We start from the raw sequence: 19,402 nt of genomic DNA, 5'->3' as shown, positions 1-19,402 counted from the left end.
TTCTCTAAGTAATTGGTTGAGTCCTGTGAAAATTCTTGACGGCTCCAGGCATGGATTGATGCTTAAGAGCATTATTCGGACCCCAATCGCTTGATCAGATAGGAGCGTTCCATCGAATCACCTAACGATTCTGTAAGCCAAGCTATTTTCTGATGCGTACTCATTTGCGAACTATCCAGCTTCGAACGGATTTCCGAAATGGCTGTATCGGAAATCGCTGCTTTCAGATCGAAGTGCTTCTTGATCAGTACATCGAATGATGCGCCGAACGTCTCGCTCGCGGGCAAGTCCATCGTCGTTGCTCCATCGGACCTCTGGAAATGAAAAACCGACTCCCGAGGTAATGACGAGACCAGGAAGGGTGAGTGAGAAGAAATGAGTGCTTGTGAAAAACCCGATTCGAGATTGGCGCGGCGGAAGTCCGAATGGAATCGCGTTCGCCAGCTCGGATTCAGATGTGTCTCGGGCTCGTCGAACAGAAAAAGCGTTTCGGCATCGCCTAGCAGCAAGACAGCGCCGAGCGTCAACAATAGCTGAAGCTCGCCGTCGCTGAGATCGTCTATGGACACCGCGTCCTGGCCATTGGTCATCCACAACTCGCTCACGGACAGCGGCAGCTTTCCCTTGAGTGGCTTTTTGACGTGCCCCTGAAAGTTGTCGTGGCGCAGCTCCTTTTTCATATCTGAGGGCCATTCCGCAACGCCAAGCAGTTGTAGCTTGTAGAGCGAAAGGAACCACGCGGCGGGATCTCGATGGTTCTCCTGAAGCCGCCGTTGAACCAGCGGATCCATGTAGTCAATTTCAATGTCCGCGGCCAGATGATCAAGCTGGTACCGTTCGTACTGCACCTCTGAGGATCGGGATGATCGCGGCGTCAGTTTTTCGCTCCCTGCTATTTCGATGAGTCGCTGAATATCACTCGCTGCATCTTTAGCGGCAGAATGGCCTCGGAGATCGTAATGAAGAATCGCCCTTTGAGGCTGGCAGAATGGAACTTCGCTCCAGATATCATTGAGTAGATTGTTGTCGAGCATTCCGATAACCATGATCAGCAGCGAGGCGCAGTCATAGTCAAGGAAAATACTTCTCGGCGCGGGTGTGTCCCTATCATTCAAGGTGAAGCTGTCTGCACTTATTGTCTCTTCATTGAGTGCGAATATTCCCGGATGCCGCTTCAGATATCTTTCTTCAATTGCATCGGTGCTGCGCGATGCTGAGACGGCCAAGTTCAGCTCGTCCTGATGCCTTGAGCGGACCCGGATGACGTCATGGAACTGAACGGCATTTTTCAGGAACGGGCGCTGCAGATTCTCTGATAAGCCGGAGGCGTATCCGACAACTCGGGGTAGTCGAACCTCATTGAGGTTCACTGCCTCGCTGACCGTTTCCCATCTGACTTTATCAACCGCAGCTGGCGAGGGCGCGCGAAAATCGCGAAGGATCCTGATTTTTAGGCCTTCGCGAGTGTCGATCACATAACGAATCGGCGCTTCGATTTGCGGCGAGGTCAGCTCGTAGGTGACGCAGAACGTGAATCCAAGGCTGTCTCTGACCTTGAATTCAGGTCGCTGGCGGCGCTCGAGATAGGCAAAGATCTCGGCGATAAGCTCCATCACTTGCGATTTTCCCGAGCCGTTGGGGCCAATCAGGACACTTACGTCGTCCCGAGAGGATGAAAAATCGAATGTCTGGTCCTTAAGGCCTTTATAGGTGCCGATGAGCTCAAGACGGATCAGTTTCACTATGGCTCCTGATGGTGAACTTCCCTGAATGCTCTAACCCATCACGCTGGCGGCTTGTGCTGCGACCTAGTGCGGCGTTCCGGTCGTTAGAAGACGGCGCGTTGGGGCATTAGACCTTTTTGCGGCCGCGCTTTGGTTTGGGCGTGGCGGCGCGCTGGGTGCGGATGCGTTCCAGCAGCACGCTGGCCGGTTCCTCGCTGGGGTCCTGCGGCACCAGTTCACCGCGGAAGGCCTTGGCGAGCAGGCTTTGGGTCAGGGCGTCGATGCGCTGCTGGGCGGCGGCGACCTTGGCTTCCAGCTGGTCGGCGTAGGCGAAGAGCTGTTCGACGCGGCGGACGATTTCGGCTTGTTCGGCAGGCGGTGGGACACCGATCGGCAGAGCCATTAATGCACCCTGAGTGAGCTTTGCCCTGCCAGTGGTGCCTGTCAGCCATGGAACGACGTCGTAGTGCATCAAGATATAGCAGAGAAATGATTGTCCGACCCTGTCATGCGCGCGGAGTGCGTGGACATGGTTGTTGACCCAGCACTTGCCTGAGTACATATAGGCGATTGGTTTAGCTCGCCCGTAGAAGGTTTCGTCTTCGGTGACGAGCACCAAATCGTCATCGAAAATGAACTCGTCGACTCGATCAACTTCACCATTCGCGCCAAAGTAGGGATACGCTCCACCTTCTCGTGCTCGTAGCTCTTTCTTCACTGGAACGCGCATGCTGTCCAAGCACTCGGCAAACGCGGCTACGCTGGAGACCACCCAACTTCCGGGTACCTTGGGCGTTCTCGTTTCCGTGTCTGGTGCGATCAGTGGCTTGAATTTCGTTCGGGGTGAAGCCTGTCGTTCCTCAAGAATGCGCGTGAGGTATTCGTCAGCGGATTCGAGGTTGCTGGTAGAGCCGGTATCTCGCCAGTCCTGCGTCAGACCCCCGTTCGCAGCCGCAGCAAGTGTGGCACGACGGAAGCGCTTGAGGAGGGCGGGGATGGCGTCGATGCGGGCCTTGAGGGTGTCGATCTGGGCCAGCAACGCATCCAGCTTCTGCGCGATGCGCTTTTGCTCTGCCTCGGGTGGCAAACGGACGGGAAAGTTCTCGACAAAGGCACGGGGGACGCGACGAAGGCCGACAGCGCCGGTCATGTTTTCTTCGCCTTCGCGGAGGAACTGTGCGCTCTTGATGACCGCCAAGAGATAGCTTGGAGAAATTCCAGCATCACAACCGCGCAATACGTGGAATTCAGAGCTGCCAGCGCCTGCGCCGTTGGGTAGGCCAGCGACGAGTGCGGCTTTACCATTTTCAAAGCAAGGCGTCACCTTGGCGAAAATTACATCGCCATTCTCGAAATGCGTGTAGGCCTTCTTAACCTCATGCCACGGGCGAGAGTCGTAGTTCAATTGGTCCCTGAAGTTAGTCGGTGCATGCGACATCGGTACGAAGCCGATTTCCATGCCGTCGTCCCACGCGGATTTGGGCCCCATCGCACAGATCTCACCGATGGTCGTTTCCGCCCACCCTTGCGGCAACTCACTCACCGTCCACCTCGCTGCTGGTCACTTCCAGCCCCATCACCTCGGCCAGCAGCCGCTTCTGTTCCAGTGCTTCGTCGCCGGCACCCAGCGCCTGCATCAGCGCGTCGAGTTCGCGTAGGGCTTCGCTGAGTTCGGCCATCGCTTCGGCGGCCAGCACTTCGGGCGCTGGCAGGGTATTGGCATCGACGCTGCCGGCGTCCTTGAGCCAGCTGATATCCAGCGAGTCGCCGCGCTCGGCGATCTGGGCGCGGGTGAAGCAACGGAAGCGGCCTTGTTCACCTTCATCGATGCGCGGGCTGGCGCCGTTGGGATTGGCGCCGTAGGCCTCCTCGAACGGTTTGAGATGCGCCGGCCCGAACGGGGTGCGCTTGCCGAAGTTGGGCATGTTGCTGCGCAGGTCGTAGACCCACGTCGCCTGCGTGCAGCCGGTGTCCTGGCGCAGGTTGGCGGCGGTGCCTTTCTGGAAGAACAGCACATTGGTCTTGACGCCCTGTGCGTAGAAGATGCCGGTGGGCAGGCGCAGCAGGGTGTGCAGGTTGCACTTGTCCATCAAGTCGCGGCGAATCTCGGTACCGACGCCGGCCTCGAACAGCACGTTGTCCGGCAGCACCACGGCGGCGCGGCCACCGGGCTTCAGACCACGGTAGATGTGCTGCAGGAAGGCGAGCTGCTTGTTGCTGGTCTTGTAGGTGAGGTCGTCACGGGTGGGTCCGCCGCCGCCCTTGGCGGTGCCGAATGGCGGGTTGGACAGGATGATGTCCACCTTGGGCAAGGCGGCGCCGGCATTGCCGAGGCTGTTGCCGAGCTGGACCACGCCGGCGCCTTCGCCGGACATGCCGTGCAGCAGGCAGTTCATCAGCGCCAGGCGGCGGGTGCCGGGCACCAGCTCCGTGCCGGTATAGGCCTTTTGCTGCTGGAAGCGGCGGGCCTTGTCGTCGAGCGTGTACAGATCGTCGGTGTTGGCCTTGATGTAGGCATCGGCGGCGATCAGAAAGCCGGCGGTACCGGCGGCCGGATCCTGCAGGGTTTCGCCAGGCTGCGGCTGCAGGCAGCGGATGATGGCGTCGATCAGCGCACGTGGGGTGAAGTACTGGCCGGCACCGGACTTTGTCTCGTTGGCGTTCTTCTGCAACAGGCCTTCGTAAAGGTCGCCCAGGCCGTCCTCTCGCGCGCTGAACCAGTCCAGCCCGTCGAGCGCGGTGACCAGGGTTTCCAGGTGGCGTGGTTCCTTGAGGCGGGTCTGCGCGTCTGCGTAGATGGCGGCGATCATCGGATCGCTGCTCTTCCCTAAGTCCAGCAGCATCTGCCGGTAGTGGTTGAGCAGGTTGAGGCCGGACTTGCCGTTGAGATCGGGCCAGCGGCTGCCGGCGGGCAGCTTGTGCTCGAAGGCGTCGTTGTTGCGTACCTGCTCGTATTCCATTTTGACGAACAGCAACAGCACCAGCTCGGTGACGTAATCGCTGTAGTTGATGCCGTCGTCGCGCAGGACGTCGCAGAGGTTCCAGAGTTTCTGGACGATGTCGTTATGGGTCATGGGGTGCTGCCTTGTTCTGAAGTGGTGCGGGCCGGCAGCGCGATGCTGGAGGCCGGCGTGTTGATGGCGTAACGGGTGCTGCGGCCACTGCCGGGCAGGCGGCGCAGGCAGCCTTTTTCCAGCAGGTCGGCCAGATGGCGGGTGGCAGTGGCCTTGGAGACCTTGGCCACTGCCTGGTATTGCGAGGCGCTGATGCCGTGTTCGAAGCCGCGCTCGCCGCCATCGAGCAGGCGGTTGAGCACCTTGGCCTGTTCGGCCGACAGCGGCTGTGCGTGATGCTGCTGCCAGAAGCGTGCTTTGGCCAATACCCGATCGATACGGTGCAGTGCCTGCACCAGGCTGTCGTGCAGTGTGGTGAGGAACCAGTGCAGCCAGTGGGTGATGTCGAGCAGGCCTTTCTGGGTAGTTTCCAGGCTGCGGTAATAGCCGCTGCGGTCGGCGAGGATGCTGGCCGACAGTGCGTGGAGGCAGATCGCCTGCGGTTGCGCCTGGGCTAGGGCGAGATCGGTGAGTGCGCGGGTGAGGCGGCCATTGCCGTCGTCGAACGGGTGCAGAGTGACGAACCACAGATGGGCGATGCCGGCACGCAGCAGCGGATCCAGCGTGGCGTCGGTGCGCGAGCTGGCGAACCAGTCGAGGAAGGCGGCGAGCTGGGCGTCCAGGCCGTCGCGCGGCGGGGCTTCGAAGTGGACGGTGGGGCGGTCGAGCCGGCCGGAGACAACCTGCATCGGCTCATCGCCACGCAGTGCGCCGATGCGGATGCGCGTGGGCAGCAGGCTGTCCTGTTCGGCAAACAGCCAGCGGTGCCATTGCAGCAGGCGGGGCAGGTCCAGCGGGGCGTCGGCGTGGCCGGTGGCGTCTAGCATCAGCGCTGCCAGCCCCTCGCTGCGGCCAGTGGTGCGGCGCGGGCTGTCTTCGGCCAGGCCCAGATGGCGGGCCAGCGAGGAGCGTACCGAGCCGACATCCAGCCGCTCGCCCTCGATGGCCGAGGAGGTGACGATGTTGGAGAGCAGGGTGTCCAGCGCTTCGGCAGCCTGCTGGTCGCCGGCGACCGCGCCGGCCATGCCGAGCAGCTGGCCGTGGGCATGCTGGCAGTCGCGCAGCAGTGCCGCCAGGGCATCGGCCTGCCAGTGGAAGCGAGGCCAGTCGGGCTGCTGCCAGATCCAGCGAGGGCGGGGTTCGGTTGTTCGGTTGGGCATTGGTGAGCCGATTGGCTGGGTTAATTGGCTCTCTGGATGAGCCGATTATCCCGGCTAATCGGCTCATACGCCAGTGTGAACTACCGACTCAGCCCGTCTGTTCCCACAGATGCTCGCCCAGAGCACCCAAGATTTGGTCCAGCCGGCCATCGAGCAGGCGGTCCAACTGGAGGGCGCCGCCGTCCCCGCTGAAGTTGCGTTGCACCGTGTCGCGGTCCATCACCACCTCGTGTATCAACTGCTGGGCCAGCCGCTTGAGCCAGCGCCGCTGCACCGGCGTCCAGCTGCGTTGGGCATAGATGCCCTGCATGGCCTTGTCGACACGCTGCTCGAACGGCACCAATGCCTCGCCCAGCGCGGCACGGCGGATGTAGCCGATGATGCTGGCAGCGACCTCCTGCTGGGTGCTGTCGCGCCACGCGCCGCGCAGGTGGGCCTCGCTGTAGCCGTGCTGGTCGAGCAGCAGGCGTACCTCACGCAGCTGGGCGCGGGTGAGGTCGCGGGGGCGGTTGACGATGACGCTGAGCGCGGCGGACTGATTGATCTGCTCGCGAATGAAGGCGTTGAAACTGTCCAAGTAATCGGCCGGGGCTTCGTTGACGCCGTAGTTCTGTGCGCGTTCGAGCAGGGTGTCAGTGTGTTCGGAAATGACAGGGTAGCGGTCCGTGCCCAGCAGCACGCCCACTTCGGCCAGTTGCTCCACCAGGCGCGGGTGTTCGCGGAGGAAGCTGGCCGCATTGCGCGCGCCGAGCTTGTGCAGGTGGGTGTGCAGCACGGCGGGCGCCACGCCCCAGGAGGTTTCCAGCTCGCTGAGCTTGTCGCGCAGATCCGGGCGCTGCTCGGCGCGATGCTGGGCCTTGCGCAGCACGCGCATGATGCGCTGGCTCAACTGGTCGAGCGCGTCGTCGGCATGGCTGCCGCCGTTGCTGCCGGGGGCATCGAAGCTGCGCTGCTGGCCGAGCTCGTGGACCAGCTGCTCGATGCTGATGTTGGGGTCCTTGACCAGCGGGCGCATGGTATCGACGTCTTCGAGCGCGGCGTATAGATCGACCGGATCGAAGATGCGGAACACGGTCTTGCCGATGTCGTCGCAGCGGCGGGTGGCGCGGCCCTTCATCTGTTCGTAGAGGATGCGCGAGCGGACCCGGCGCATAAATACCAGGTTGGCGATACGCGGCACATCGATGCCGGTGGTCAGCAGGTCGACGGTGATGGCGATATTGGGGTAGCGCTCGTTCTTGTAGTTGCGGATCAGCTGGTCGACCTTGTCGCTTTTGCCGGTGATTACCGCAACGCTGGCCTGGTTGTAGTAATTGCCATGGACCTGTTTGAAGGCCTCGTCCAGCTGGTTCTTGACGCGTTCGGCGTGGGGCTGGCTGACGCAGAAGATCAGGGTCTTTTCCTCGCCGTCCGGGTCCAGTTCGATGGCGAGCTGCTCGCAGACGACCCGGTCGAAGTCCGCGGTGATCACACGCCGGTTGAACGACTCGATATTGAAGTCGAGCTCGTCTTCCAGGTCTGCGGTATCGACTTCGCCGGTCTGCGTGTTGATGACGCTGACGCGCTCGCCGCGATCGAAGTGGATGCCGTTCTTGCCGAGCGCGGTGGTGTAGCGGATGGGCGGCTCGTGGTCGATCAGCCAGTCATCTGCCACTGCTTCGCGGTAGCTGTAGGTGTAGATCGGCTTGCCGAAGATTTCGGTGGTGTGCTTGGCCGGCGTGGCGGTCAGGCCGATACGGCAGGCATCGAAGTAGTCGAGCACGCGGCGGTATTGCGACAGGTATTGCGCGTGGTCGCGCACGGCCAGCTCGCCGTCGGTCATTTCCTGGTCGAGCGTGTAACCGCGGTGGGCCTCGTCGACGACGATACAGTCGAAGGTGCCGATCGGTGGCGGGTTATCGGACTGGAAAATGCGCCGGACCATGGCCTGCACCGTGGCGACCTGCACGCGGGTCTCATCGGCGGTGCGGGTGTCGTCCAGGCCATCGAGGTTGTAGATCTGCGCAAGCGTCTGGTTCTGCTCCAGCTGCATGTCCTGCATCGTCTCGGTGGCCTGGGTGCCGAGCGCGGAGCGGTCGACCAGGAACAGAATCCGGTGGAAGCGCTCGGCCTTGAGCAGACGGTAGATCAGGCCAATCATTGTGCGCGTCTTGCCAGTGCCGGTCGCCATCGCCAGCAGGCAGTTGCGTGAACCCGATGCCAGCGCGCCTTCCACTGCCAGGATCGCGCGCTGTTGGTAGTCGCGCAGGTTGAGGTAGGCGAAGCCTTCCTGGGCCAGATCGCGCTCGGCCTGGTCGCGATCGCGGGTGAGCAGATCGGCGATGTCCTCGGGCGTGTGGAACTTCTGCAGCGGGCGCCGCAGATTGGCCGGTGAGCGCAGGTCGCGGAACCAGATGCCCGATTGCTCGGCCAGCTGTTTCACGAAAGGACGGCCGTTGCAGGCGAATGCCAGCGGCACCTGGAAATGGCCGCCCTGGCCATCGGCCCAGCCTGCGATCGAGGGGGCGGCCGGGTAGGCGGGGGCCAGCTCGCCACGCATCACAAAGTCGCGCGCGTAGCGCTCGGCCTGGGGAATCCGGTCGGCGATGTTGATCTGCTTGCGCTTGGCCTCGACGATGGCGACCGGCGTAAGGCCGGCGAACAGCACATAGTCGGCGTTGGCGCGCGGCACCTTGGTGGGCCACTCGGCGATGGCGAGGTTGCGACCTTTTTCCGGGCGGATGCCCTTGGCGTGGGTGAGGTCGAGCGAGTCTGCTTCCCAGCCGGCCTCGCGCAGCTGTTGGTCGATCAGGATGCGGGTGAGGTCTTCGCTGAGGTCGAAGTTGGTGCTGGCCTGCTGGGTGGCGCCGGCGACCTGTTGGGTGGCGGCCTGGCGGGCGGTGTCCGGCTGTTGCAGGCTGGCGATGCGTTGTTCGAAGTCCTGGCGAAGCCGTTGCAGTTCCTGTTCGCGTTGGACTGCCAGCGCCGACTGCTCGCGCGCTTCGACGTCCATCGCTTCGGCGAGCTCGGCGTTGAGCTTGGCTTCGCTGCTCTTGAGTTCGGCGAGCGCCTGGCTCTGGTCGTGTTGCTGGCGGGCGGTATCCAGCTCCGCTTTCAGGCGATGGACCTCGGCCTGCACTTCACGCAACGGCGCGGCTGGATCCTTCGGGGGCAGGAAAGCACCCGCCTTGAATTCGGCGGCGTTCCTGCCGAAGGCCCGGTGGTACCAGACCGCCAGGTCGCGGGCGACCTTCAGGCCATCCATCGCTTCGCGGTGTTGCGTGGTGAAGCCGTGGGTCGCCTTGTTGCCCTCGACCCGCAGTACGTGGAACAGCTCCTGGATCCGCCGGTCCAGGCGCAGCTCGCGTGTGAGCTGGTAGATCAGATCCGCCTGGGTTGTCCGTTGGTCGTGGATGATGCCGGCGCGCCCAGCGAGATCCTGGGCAACTGCTTCGGCGAACTGCCGGAGCTTGATCAGCGTGGTGTTGGGATCACTGGCAAAGACCTGCTCGGCCATCGAGGCCAGCTTGAAGAAGACCGGATCGTGTTCCTGCAGGAAGGAAAAGTTGCTGTCGACAGTCACACGCGTATCCGTACTTGGCGCCCGGCGGGATGGCATCGCGCGGTAGCCCTCATAGGTCACCGATGCTGCCGTCGTCATTCTAACGCCGGATGCGATGGACCGATATGCGATGGCTTGGGCCGTCTGCGGCGACCTTGTTGGCAGCTGCGCAAGTTTTCCCATGAGTTCCCAGTCTTTTGGCGATAACCAAGTCGTTGCCGCGATGAAATTCGGCGGCAGCATAGATGCTTCTGCCTGATGATTCGTCTGGAATGGCCCTACTGCCTAATATGAAATTGCAGGTGCCGAAGGCCTTGACGGCGGTAATCCTTGACGGCGGTAATCTGTAGTAGCACGATCACTCCACGGAGCCTCGAAACTCCACGTATAGCGGTACCCACCTCCGACAAACCGGTGGGTTTTTTGTGCCTGCAACTTTGCTGGTGCAACCGACGCGATGCTCTGCGTCGGGAGGGCGGCTAATACAACACCCGCAAGGGGAATACGCCCGCCGGCTATACGCGGTTTCGAGCCTCCCGACTTCCCGTCCGTCGCCTTGCGGCGGGCGGGCTGATTCCATGGAATGAGGAGCAGGCCATGTCGGACGTTGTACGCGATGTGCAGTCACACCCGGGCTACTACCTGCCAGAAGGCGCGCAATACCGCTTGCAGCACCTGCGTGACCATATGCGTTTCTTGGCGCGCTTGGCGCAGCCGCGTACGCAAGCGGAAGAACAGGCGCGGCAGCCCGCTATCTGCATGGACGAGCTGGCGTTCTGCCTGGAGCTGCTGGCGGCGCAGGTGACCCAGGTGCTGGACGAGGTGCACTGGCCTGCGGTGGTGGCACGCGAGGCGTGATGGCTGACAAACGAAAACGGCAGGCCGATTGCGCGGCCTGCCGTTCGTTTTTGTGTTGCCGGCCCGCTGCTTAGAAGCGGAATTCGCCGCCCAGGCTGATCGTGTCCACGTCGACATCGATGCCGCTGAACTCGCCCTGGTAGCGGGTGTAGTTGACGCTCAGGCCCCAGCGGCTGTTGAAGTCGTAGCCGAGGTTGGCGCCGTAGTAGGCCTTGGTGGAGCTTTCGTCGTCCACTACGTCGAAGTCGTCTTCGCGCACCTGTGCGGTCATGCGGGCGATGCCGACGCGTGCGCCGATGAAGAAGCCGGTGTTGTCGGCGCCGAAGTTCTTCTTCGCCACCACGCCCGCGCCCAGCGCGACGAGGTCGAAGTCGGTGTCGTTGCCGAGGTCCTGGTTGTACAGCGAACCGATGTGGCCTTCGACGCCGATGTTGGGGGTAAACCAGTAGCCGCCACCGATGCTGGCGGCGGTGTCGGTCTCGCTGTCGCGGAAGCCGTCAACGCGCACTTCGGTGTCGCTGCTGCCCACTTCACCGCGGACAAAGGCTTGGCCGGCGACGGCCTGCATCGACACGGTGGACAGGGCAACGGCTGCAGCGAGAGTCAGAATCTTGTTCATCAGGTCCTTCCAAAAGTGGGTGCGCCCATCTGGGCAGGCGGCACTCTGAGGCCCATTCAGGTTGATGTCAATGATTTGTTAATTCGCAAAGGGGACATCGCTGCGCTCGCTCCTTGAACAGCAATGCGTGCGCTGATTGCTGAAGACGGCTTTCCAGCCAATAACGCATTGCGTCAGTAGTCTTTCAACGGCCCGGACATCCAGATGACTTTGCCGGCCAAGACGTGCCTGCCATACGTGAGCGTGCCGCGCTTGCCTACGATATTCAAAGTGAAAGACGGCGGCAGATCTTTGCGTCCGGGATTGGTGAAGGTCACGCGCAGCTCGTTTGCCTCTCGGTTGGAGTGCCACTTGGTGCTACCAAACGGCAGGCTGTGTGCCTCGATCTTGGGCCAATAAACCACCAGGCCGCCGATGCCGTCGTCGCCACCTCCGCCGTAGACGAGAAAGTCGTGGCCGCCGGCATCTGTTTCGAAGGAGAGGATGTCGCCCGTGGCGCTGACGCGGGGCGCTGCCAGCACTGCGACCAGCACCATCAGGCTGAGCCAGAGATTGCGTACGTGTGCCTTCATCATTCGTCCTTGTGTTGAGGCGGTCACGCTGGCGTTGCTACGGCAGGCTGTAGGGGCCAACGATCCAGGAGGCGTTGCCCAGGATGACGCGCTTCCCGATGGTCATGCGGCCGTTCTTGCCTTGAATCTCAAGCGTAAACGATGGCGGCAGTTTCGCGTCGCAGGGATTGACGAATCTGGCACCGGCGCGAGTATGTTCTTTGTCCATGTGGTACTTGGCAGCGTCAACTGGCAAGTCCCTCCGCTCATGGCCGGGCCAGCCAACCATGGCGCCGGCGATGCTGCCGTTTTCTTCGCTTCCGCCGCCTACATACAGCTCGACTTCGTAGCGATTATCAGTGCTTCGAAAGGTGACGACCGTGCTGGTGGCCAGTGCGGGCGCGCTGGCGACTGTCAACGTCACAAATAGCATTAGCCACACGGCGCTTCTTTGCATGATGCGGTAACGCATACAGCCTCCTTGCTTGGTATGACGCTGCGAATCTTGTCCGCTCGAATTTTGCGTTAGGGCTAGCCGCACACAACAGCCTGGCGTCTCCACGCAATGCTTTGAGATTCAGTCGCTACACCGGCGCAGACTTCAAAATCCCCGACAAACTCTCGCGCAGGATCAACTGCAGATGCATGCGGTTGAGTTCCATGCCGCTGGTCATCACGTTGTGCAGGCCGCCGCACATGGCGGCGACGGCGAAGACGCGGGCCTGGAATTCCTGCTCGCTGCTGGCCGGGTCGGCATGGCCGCGCAGCAGGCGCTTGAGCAGGGCGCTGAGGTGTTCGATCAGCGAGGCGCTCTGCCTGCGCATGAAGGCGGCCAGCACCGGGTCGCGCAGGGTGGCCAGGTGCAGTTCCAGATCGATGCGGGTGCGCTTGATGTTGATTTCCTGCAGCAGCCATTCTTCGAGCAGGCCGGCGATGAAGTCCACCACGTGCACGTTGGCCGGGCGTTCCACCAGCCACATCTGGCGGATGGCGCGCATGTAGTTGCGCTCCAGCAATGCGCGTACCAATGCGTCCTTGTCTTCGAAGCGTTGCAGCAGGGTGCCGCAGGACAGGCGCGCGCGTTCGGCGATGAGCTCGAAGCTGGTGGCCGACAGGCCGATCTCGTCGATGCAGCGTTCGGCGGCGTCCAGCACTTCGTCGACCAAGAGTTCTTCGCGCTGTTTTGCGGTACGCAGCAGAAGGACGTTGGACATGGCGAGCGGTCTGGAGGGGGCCTGCAGTATACCGGCGCGGGGTTACGCATCCGTTGTATGGCGCGGCCCGGATGAGGCGCCGGTCACGTCCATTGCACGGCGCTGGGGGCTGGCGCGGTGATGACACCGGTGGCGCGATGCGGCGGCAGTGGATGCCTGGTCGACCAGCTGTTCACGGCCGCTGTGCGACACGTGGAGCCCGGTTGTGCAGGAGATGGGTGTGAGTGAGAACAGTGCGGTTGCCGGTGTCTCGGCGCAATGGCCGGCGCGGTTGTGGGTGGTGCGGCATGGGCAGAGCGCGGGCAATGTGGCGCGTGATGTGGCCGAGTCCAATGGCGCGACGTTGATCGACCTGGAGCACCGCGATGCGGATGTGCCGCTCTCGGCATTGGGCGAGCGCCAGGCGCGGGCCCTGGGTGCGTGGATGGCGGGCTTGCCGGAGCATGAGCGGCCCACGTTGATCCTGAGTTCCACCTATGTGCGTGCGCGCCAGACCGCCTTGGCGGTGGCGCGCGCGATGGGCCAGCCAGACACGGCCGTGAGCGTGGACGAGCGGTTGCGCGAAAAAGAATTCGGCGTACTGGACCGCTACACCACGGCCGGCATCATCGCCACGTTTCCGGAGTTGTCGGAGCAGCGCAAGCTGGTGGGAAAGTTCTACTTCCGCCCGCCGGGTGGGGAGAGCTGGTGCGATGTGATCTTCCGCCTGCGCAGCATCGTGGGCGATCTGCAGCGCAACCATGTCGGGGCGCGGGTGCTGATCGTGGGGCACCAGGTGATTGTCAATTGCTTCCGGTATCTGATCGAGCAGATGGACGAGGCCACCATCCTGGCGATCGACCGCGAGGGCGACGTGCCCAATTGCGGGGTGACCGAATACGCCGCGGTGGCCGATGGGCAGTCGCTGGAACTGGTGCGCACCAAGTTCGTGCCGCCGGAGCTGGCGGATGAGCCGGTGACCACCGAATCCGATCGGCCGGCAGGAGCGCGCTGAGATGGCCGGGCCACGCGTGCGCACCGTCACCGCTGCGGCCTTGCGCGCACAGCCGCTGCCGGCGCCGGGCGGCGACAAGGAGCAGCGCGGGCGTGTATTGATCGTGGGCGGCTCGGCGCGCGTGCCCGGTGCGGTGATGCTGGCGGGCGAGGCGGCCTTGCGCGCAGGTGCGGGCAAGTTGCAGCTCGCCACCGCGGCCAGCGTGGCGCCAGGCATGGCCTTGGCCATGCCTGAGGCGTTGGTGCTGGGGCTGGGCGAAAATGGGCAGGGCGAGATCGTGCGCGGGCACCGTGCGCTGGATGCGGCCATGAGCGCATGCGATGCGGCGGTGATCGGCCCGGGCATGGCCTCGACGAATACCACTGCGGCGTTGGTGAGGCGGGCGATCGACCAGGCGGTGTGCACGTTGGTGCTGGATGCCGGTGCGTTGTCGCCACGGCTGCGTGCGCCGCTGGGGCGGCCCTTCGTGTTGACGCCACACGCGGGCGAGATGGCGGCCCTGGCCGGCGATGACAAGGCCGCGGTGGAAGCGGCGCCCGCCGACTACGCGTTGGCGTTTGCCAAAAAGATGCGCAGCGTGGTGATCGTAAAAGGTGCAGACAGTTTTATTGCCGCGCCGGAGGGTGCGTTGTGGGTACACCGCGGCGGTGTGCCGGGGCTGGGCACCTCGGGCTCGGGCGATACCTTGGCTGGCCTGATTGCCGGTTTTGCTGCGCGTGGATGCGATGCGCTGACCGCCGCGCTGTGGGGCGTGTTTGTGCATGCAACGGCGGGCAAACAGTTGGCCAAGCGTATTGGCACGGTGGGATTTCTGGCGCGCGAAATTCCGCTGGAAGTGCCGGGGATTCTGGACCGGTTGCCGAGGGGATGATCGACGCTCGTTGAGTTGATGCCGTGCGCAGACCAAAAGCCCCTCTCCAGCGGGAGAGGGGTTGGGGTGAGGGTACGTTTGCTGAAGTCGTGGAGCTGTCTTTCCAGTTGGGGTTTATGTTGTTGCCTTGATTGCAGGGGGCGGGTCGCACTCTTAGCAGACGTACCCTCATCCGGCCCTTCGGGCCACCTTCTCCCGAGGGGAGAAGGGAGTGTCCGATGGTGGATGGATGCATGGTTGCGCTCGTTTGTGGCGCGATGTTGCGCCGCGTTGGTCGGTTAGGCTTGGTCACCAACCTGGGAGGGTGCACGGTGAAGCGAGCGATTGCGTGGTCGATGGTGGGGGTTCTGGGAGTTTGGGGTGCTGCGACTGAAACGGTGTTGGCATCTGCATCTGCATCTGCATCTGCAACAGCAACAGCAACAGCAACAACAGCAGCAACAGCAACAGCAACAGCAACAGCAACAGCAACAGCAACAGCAACAGCAACGCCTATTCCGGTGCCGGCATCGACGGCATCTGCATCCACGCCCGCATCGAAGGCGGTAGAGGCTGCGGTTGCGGATGCTGCTGTTCCGCCAGCAGCACCTGCCGGCGCACTACGCGTTTACACCTCTGCCCAAGGCGCAACGCAGCAGATGCGTGTCAGCACTGTCGATGCGCCCACGGCAGGGCATGCGCTGACGGAGAAAGAGAACTCCATCTTCGTCAATCCACAGCGGCGGTTTCAGGCGTTGCTGGGCATTGGCGGGGCGATCACCGATTCCAGCGCAGAAACCTTCGCCAAACTGCCCAAGCAGGCGCAGCGGCAACTGCTCACCGCCTACTACGACCCGGACAAGGGCATCGGCTACACGCTGGCGCGGACCACCATCCATAGCTCGGATTTCAGCAGCGGCAGCTACACCTACATCAAGGAAGGCGATGCGGCGCTGAAGACCTTTTCGGTGCAGCACGATGCGAAATACCGCATTCCGATGCTGCGTCAGGCCATTGCTGCGGCCGGTGGCACGCTCACCACGTTTGCCAGCCCGTGGAGCGCGCCGGCCTTCATGAAAGACAGCAACACCATGCTCAAGGGCGGCAAGCTGTTGCCCGCGTATGCGCAGGCCTGGGCCACGTACTACACGCGCTTCATTGCCGCGTATGAAAAGGCCGGCATCCCGATCTGGGGCATCAGCCTGCAGAATGAGCCGATGGCAGTGCAGACCTGGGAGTCGATGCTGTTTTCTGCACAAGAGGAGCGCGACTTCCTCAAGAATCATCTGGGCCCGACCATGGCCAAGGCCGGCTATGGCGATCGCAAGATCATCGTGTGGGACCATAACCGCGACATGATGGTGCACCGCGCGCATGTGATCTTCGACGATCCGGAGGCTTCCAAATATGCGTGGGGCATGGGCTTCCACTGGTACGAAACCTGGGCCGGGTTCGCGCCGATGGTGGAGAACGTGGCGGCGGTGGCGCAGGCGTACCCGGACAAGCACCTGCTGCTCACCGAGGCGGCGGTGGAAAAATTCGACCCGGCCAAGCTGCAGCACTGGCCCAATGGCGAGCGCTATGGCACCGCCATCATCAACGACCTCAATCACGGTGCGGTGGGTTGGACGGACTGGAACATCCTGCTGGACGAGCACGGCGGCCCCAATCACGTGGGCAACTATTGCTTTGCACCGGTGCATGCCAACACGCGCACCGGCGAGGTGATCTACACGCCGAGCTATTGGTATATCGGCCACTTTTCCAAGTTCATCCGGCCTGGCACGCAGCGGGTGAGTGCGGCGAGCAGCCGCAGTAACCTGGCCACCACTGCGTTCGTCAACAGCGATGGCAGCCTGGCGACGGTGGTGATGAATGCCACGGATGTGGCGATCCGCTACAACCTGTATGTGGGCGATGCCTCCAGCGTGCTGGAGATTCCCGCGCATGCGATCCAGACGGTGGTGCTGGCGCAGTGATGATGCTGGGCGCTACGCGCATGTGCGTGCCACTAGCGCGCACATGCGGCCCGTGCAGCGTTATTCCCCGTGCACCGCCAACGCGGCATGGATCAAGGCGAGATGGCTCAACCCCTGCGGCAGATTGCCCAGGGCATCGCCAGTGTGGGCGTCCACCATTTCCGGCATCAGGTCCACATCGTTGCCCAGGCGCTCCAGCAGCCGCTCGAACAGGCGCCTGGCTTCGTCGCGTTCGCCCAGCAAGCCGTAGGCTTCCACCATCCAGAACGCGCAGGCGGTGAATGTGCCTTCGCGCTGCTGCATGCCGCTGTAGCGGTATAGCAACTCGTCGCAGCCCAGTTCTCGGCGGATGGCGTCGCGGGTGGAGACCATGCGGGCGTGGCGCACCTCGGCCAGGCCGAAGCGCGAGGCCAGCATCAGGCTGGCATCCAGGTCGTCGGTGCCGGCGTAGAAGGTGTAGGCCTGCTTGGACTCGGACCAGCAGTGCTCGTCGATCCAGGCCAGGATGCGCGCCTGCTCGCGCTCCCAGCGCGGCAGCATGGCCGACGACAGGTGGCCGGCCTTGGCCAGCTCGCTGGCACGGCGCAGCGCCATCCAGCATTCGATCTTGGACATGGTGTAGTGCTCGTCCTGCTCCAGCTCCCAGAAGCCTGCGTCCTTGCGCATCCAGGCATCGGCACATTCGTTGCCCAGCTCGAACAACTGACGTGCCGTTTCCGGGTCCAGGATGTGGCCGGCATCGACAAAGCGCGCGGTCATCTCGAACACATCGCCGTACAGGCACAACTGCAATTGGTCATTCGCGGTGTTGCCAACGCGGACCGGGCGGGTGTCGCGGTAACCGGCAATGTCGATCTCGCGCTCATCCGGTACCAGCTCGCCATCGAGCGTGTAGCACGGGCGAATCCAGGGGCGGTGGCGGCGAATGGTGTGCATCAGCCAGCTGAAGGCAGCCTTGGCATCGGCCAGTGCGCCCACGCGCAGGAACGCCTTGGTGGTGTACGCGGCATCGCGCACCCAGGCGTAGCGGTAGTCCCAATTGCCATTGCCACCGATCTGCTCCGGCAGCGAGGTAGTGACCGCCGCGGCAATGGCGCCGGTGGGCGAAAACCACAGGAATTTCAGCGCAAGCGCCGAGCGCACCACGGTGTCGTGGTAACCGTTGTCGTAGCTCAGGTTGCCGCTCCATTCGCGCCATTCCTGATCGCTGCGGTCGATGCGGCCGTCGATATCCGCCAGTGGCGGCACCGGCAAGGCCTCGCGCTCGGATGCGAGCAGTGCCACGAGCTGGCGATCGCCGGCGGCAATGCGCAAGGTGCCGCGCACGCTGCGGTCGTCGCAGTGTGCGATCTGCACCGCCTCCGCGTCGAAGCGCAGCATGGTCATCAACGGGCCAACGTGGTGCACGCGGCCGTTGGGCGTGTCGCTCTGCCACGGCGTCGCTTCGCCTGCGCGTGTGCCTGGCTGATAGATGAGCTCGAACACCACCTCGCCTTCCAGCCCGTCGATGCGCCGGGCCAGCTCCGACCACGGCAGCCGGCCGGCCTCGCCACTGTTGACCGATTCGGTGAGGCGCGCGCGGCCACTGGCGGTGATGTAGGTGGTTTCCAGCACATTGCTGCCGTCGCGGTAGCGGCGCTCCACTTGCTGCAGGTCATGCGGGCACAGCGAAAAGAAACCGCCATTGCCGGCATCGAGCAGGCGATCGAACAACGGTGGCGCGTCCATCTTCGGCACGCACCACCAGTCGATGCCGCCATCGGCACCGCACAGCGCCACCGAGCGGCCGTCACCGATGGCGGCATAGCCGGCAATCGGTAACGTGCCGCTGGCATCGCGGCGGAACTGGGCGCTGGGGCGACTCAAGACAGCAGCAGGCCGCCGGTGGCGCCGAACACTTCGCCGGTGACATAGCTCGATTCCTGCGAGGCGAGCAGCACGTACAGCGGTGCCATCTCCACCGGCTGGCCGGCGCGCTTCATCGGCGTTTCCGAGCCAAATTCCGGGATCTTTTCCGGCGGCTGGCCACCGCTGGGCTGCAGCGGCGTCCACACCGGGCCCGGCGCCACGGCGTTGACGCGGATGCCTTTCTCGGCCACCTGCTGCGCCAGCCCCTTGGTGAAGTTGACGATGGCCGCCTTGGTGGAGGCGTAGTCGAGCAGGGTGGGCGAGGGCTGGTAAGACTGGATCGAGCCGGTGTTGATGATGGATGCGCCCGGCGGCAGATGCGGGATGGCCGCCTTGCACAGCCAGAACATCGCGTAGACGTTGGTCTTGAAGGTGGCGTCGAACTGCTCGGTGGTGATGTCGGCGATGTCCTTGATGGCGGTCTGCTTGCCGGCGATGTTGATCAGCAGATCCAGGCCGCCGAGTTCTTTCACCGCACGTTCCACCAACTGGTTGCAGAAGGCTTCGTCCTTGAGGTCACCCGGTACGGCGATGGCCTTGCGGCCTTCGGCCTGGATGAGCTGCACCACCTCGGCGGCATCCCGCTCTTCTTCGGGCAGGTAATTGAGCACGATGTCTGCACCTTCGCGCGCATAGGCGATGGCGGTGGCGCGGCCAATGCCCGAGTCCGCACCGGTGATCAGCGCCTTGCGGCCCTGCAGGCGGCCGAAGCCCTGGTAGCTCTGCTCGCCATGGTCGGCCTTGGGTTGCAGCGCATGAATGGTGCCGGGCGCTTCCTGGGTCTGCTCCGGAAAGGTGGGCTGCGGGAACTGGGTGAGCGGGTTCTGCATTGCGTATTGGTTCTTCGTGCTGGACATGCACGGGTCTCCTGTCGAGGGGGAGTGGGGGCAC

Annotated in this window: 16 protein-coding genes; 4 read left to right on the top strand and 12 right to left on the bottom strand. The window is 63.3% G+C overall.

The window, feature by feature from the left end:
- Window positions 1–71: 71 nt before the first annotated feature.
- The 5 genes from QRM60_RS04135 to hsdR all read right to left on the bottom strand — a co-directional run bounded on the left by QRM60_RS04135 (window position 72) and on the right by hsdR (window position 9,559).
- Window positions 72–1,742, bottom strand: coding sequence for an AAA family ATPase (locus QRM60_RS04135; protein WP_285445669.1), 1,671 nt, complete (start codon window positions 1,740–1,742; stop codon window positions 72–74).
- A gap of 109 nt (window positions 1,743–1,851) precedes the next feature.
- A complete protein-coding gene (locus QRM60_RS04130) occupies window positions 1,852–3,267 on the bottom strand; it encodes a restriction endonuclease subunit S (protein WP_285445668.1) in 1,416 nt (471 codons plus the stop codon).
- Window positions 3,260–4,798, bottom strand: coding sequence for an N-6 DNA methylase (locus QRM60_RS04125; RefSeq protein WP_285445667.1), 1,539 nt, complete (start codon window positions 4,796–4,798; stop codon window positions 3,260–3,262). Before QRM60_RS04125 ends, QRM60_RS04130 begins: the two co-directional genes overlap by 8 nt.
- Window positions 4,795–5,997 (bottom strand): Fic family protein, encoded by a 1,203-nt coding sequence (locus tag QRM60_RS04120; RefSeq protein WP_285445666.1) that lies wholly within the window; start codon window positions 5,995–5,997, stop codon window positions 4,795–4,797. The genes QRM60_RS04125 and QRM60_RS04120 overlap by 4 nt, the downstream gene beginning before the upstream one ends.
- 88 nt (window positions 5,998–6,085) lie before the next feature.
- Entirely contained in the window at window positions 6,086–9,559 is a 3,474-nt protein-coding gene (gene hsdR / locus QRM60_RS04115; RefSeq protein WP_285445665.1) for a type I restriction-modification system endonuclease, read from the bottom strand.
- Between the two features lie 576 nt (window positions 9,560–10,135).
- Here hsdR and QRM60_RS04110 point away from each other — a divergent pair.
- On the top strand, window positions 10,136–10,396 hold the full coding sequence (locus tag QRM60_RS04110; RefSeq protein ID WP_285445664.1) for a hypothetical protein: 261 nt from the start codon (window positions 10,136–10,138) through the stop codon (window positions 10,394–10,396).
- Window positions 10,397–10,466: 70 nt separating this feature from the next.
- On the opposite strand, the gene QRM60_RS04105 is transcribed toward QRM60_RS04110, so the two are convergent.
- From QRM60_RS04105 to QRM60_RS04090, 4 genes are all read right to left on the bottom strand, one after another.
- Window positions 10,467–11,015 carry an acyloxyacyl hydrolase gene (locus QRM60_RS04105; protein WP_274348430.1) on the bottom strand — a complete coding sequence of 183 codons (549 nt, stop codon included), beginning with the start codon at window positions 11,013–11,015 and terminating at the stop codon, window positions 10,467–10,469.
- Window positions 11,016–11,188: 173 nt separating this feature from the next.
- The gene (locus QRM60_RS04100; RefSeq protein ID WP_285445663.1) at window positions 11,189–11,587 is read right to left on the bottom strand and encodes a hypothetical protein; all 399 of its coding nucleotides are present in this window, start codon (window positions 11,585–11,587) and stop codon (window positions 11,189–11,191) included.
- Between the two features lie 37 nt (window positions 11,588–11,624).
- Window positions 11,625–12,038: a hypothetical protein gene (locus QRM60_RS04095; protein ID WP_285445662.1), complete on the bottom strand. Its 414-nt coding sequence runs from the start codon at window positions 12,036–12,038 to the stop codon at window positions 11,625–11,627.
- Between the two features lie 112 nt (window positions 12,039–12,150).
- Complete coding sequence (locus QRM60_RS04090) at window positions 12,151–12,780, bottom strand: TetR/AcrR family transcriptional regulator (protein ID WP_011036274.1); 630 nt, start codon at window positions 12,778–12,780, stop codon at window positions 12,151–12,153.
- Between the two features lie 214 nt (window positions 12,781–12,994).
- On the opposite strand from QRM60_RS04090, the gene QRM60_RS04085 reads away from it, so the two are divergent.
- On the top strand, window positions 12,995–13,774 hold the full coding sequence (locus QRM60_RS04085; protein WP_043921653.1) for a histidine phosphatase family protein: 780 nt from the start codon (window positions 12,995–12,997) through the stop codon (window positions 13,772–13,774).
- Between the two features lies 1 nt (window position 13,775).
- On the top strand, window positions 13,776–14,645 hold the full coding sequence (locus QRM60_RS04080) for an NAD(P)H-hydrate dehydratase (protein ID WP_285445661.1): 870 nt from the start codon (window positions 13,776–13,778) through the stop codon (window positions 14,643–14,645).
- A gap of 288 nt (window positions 14,646–14,933) precedes the next feature.
- On the opposite strand, the gene QRM60_RS04075 is transcribed toward QRM60_RS04080, so the two are convergent.
- Window positions 14,934–15,134, bottom strand: coding sequence for a hypothetical protein (locus tag QRM60_RS04075; protein ID WP_285445660.1), 201 nt, complete (start codon window positions 15,132–15,134; stop codon window positions 14,934–14,936).
- Window positions 15,135–15,145: 11 nt separating this feature from the next.
- On the opposite strand from QRM60_RS04075, the gene QRM60_RS04070 reads away from it, so the two are divergent.
- On the top strand, window positions 15,146–16,603 hold the full coding sequence (locus tag QRM60_RS04070; RefSeq protein WP_343237644.1) for a glycoside hydrolase family 30 protein: 1,458 nt from the start codon (window positions 15,146–15,148) through the stop codon (window positions 16,601–16,603).
- Window positions 16,604–16,663: 60 nt separating this feature from the next.
- Here the strand turns inward: QRM60_RS04070 and QRM60_RS04065 are convergent, their stop codons facing one another.
- Both QRM60_RS04065 and QRM60_RS04060 read right to left on the bottom strand, forming a co-directional pair.
- Window positions 16,664–18,469: a glycoside hydrolase family 15 protein gene (locus QRM60_RS04065; protein ID WP_285445658.1), complete on the bottom strand. Its 1,806-nt coding sequence runs from the start codon at window positions 18,467–18,469 to the stop codon at window positions 16,664–16,666.
- Complete coding sequence (locus QRM60_RS04060; protein ID WP_285445657.1) at window positions 18,466–19,368, bottom strand: SDR family oxidoreductase; 903 nt, start codon at window positions 19,366–19,368, stop codon at window positions 18,466–18,468. The genes QRM60_RS04065 and QRM60_RS04060 overlap by 4 nt, the downstream gene beginning before the upstream one ends.
- Between the last annotated feature and the right edge of the window lie 34 nt (window positions 19,369–19,402).

The organism is Xanthomonas sp. fls2-241-TYG-148 (assembly GCF_030208815.1).
GTDB lineage: Bacteria > Pseudomonadota > Gammaproteobacteria > Xanthomonadales > Xanthomonadaceae > Xanthomonas > Xanthomonas campestris.
This window is presented reverse-complemented; position numbering and strand designations above follow the sequence as displayed.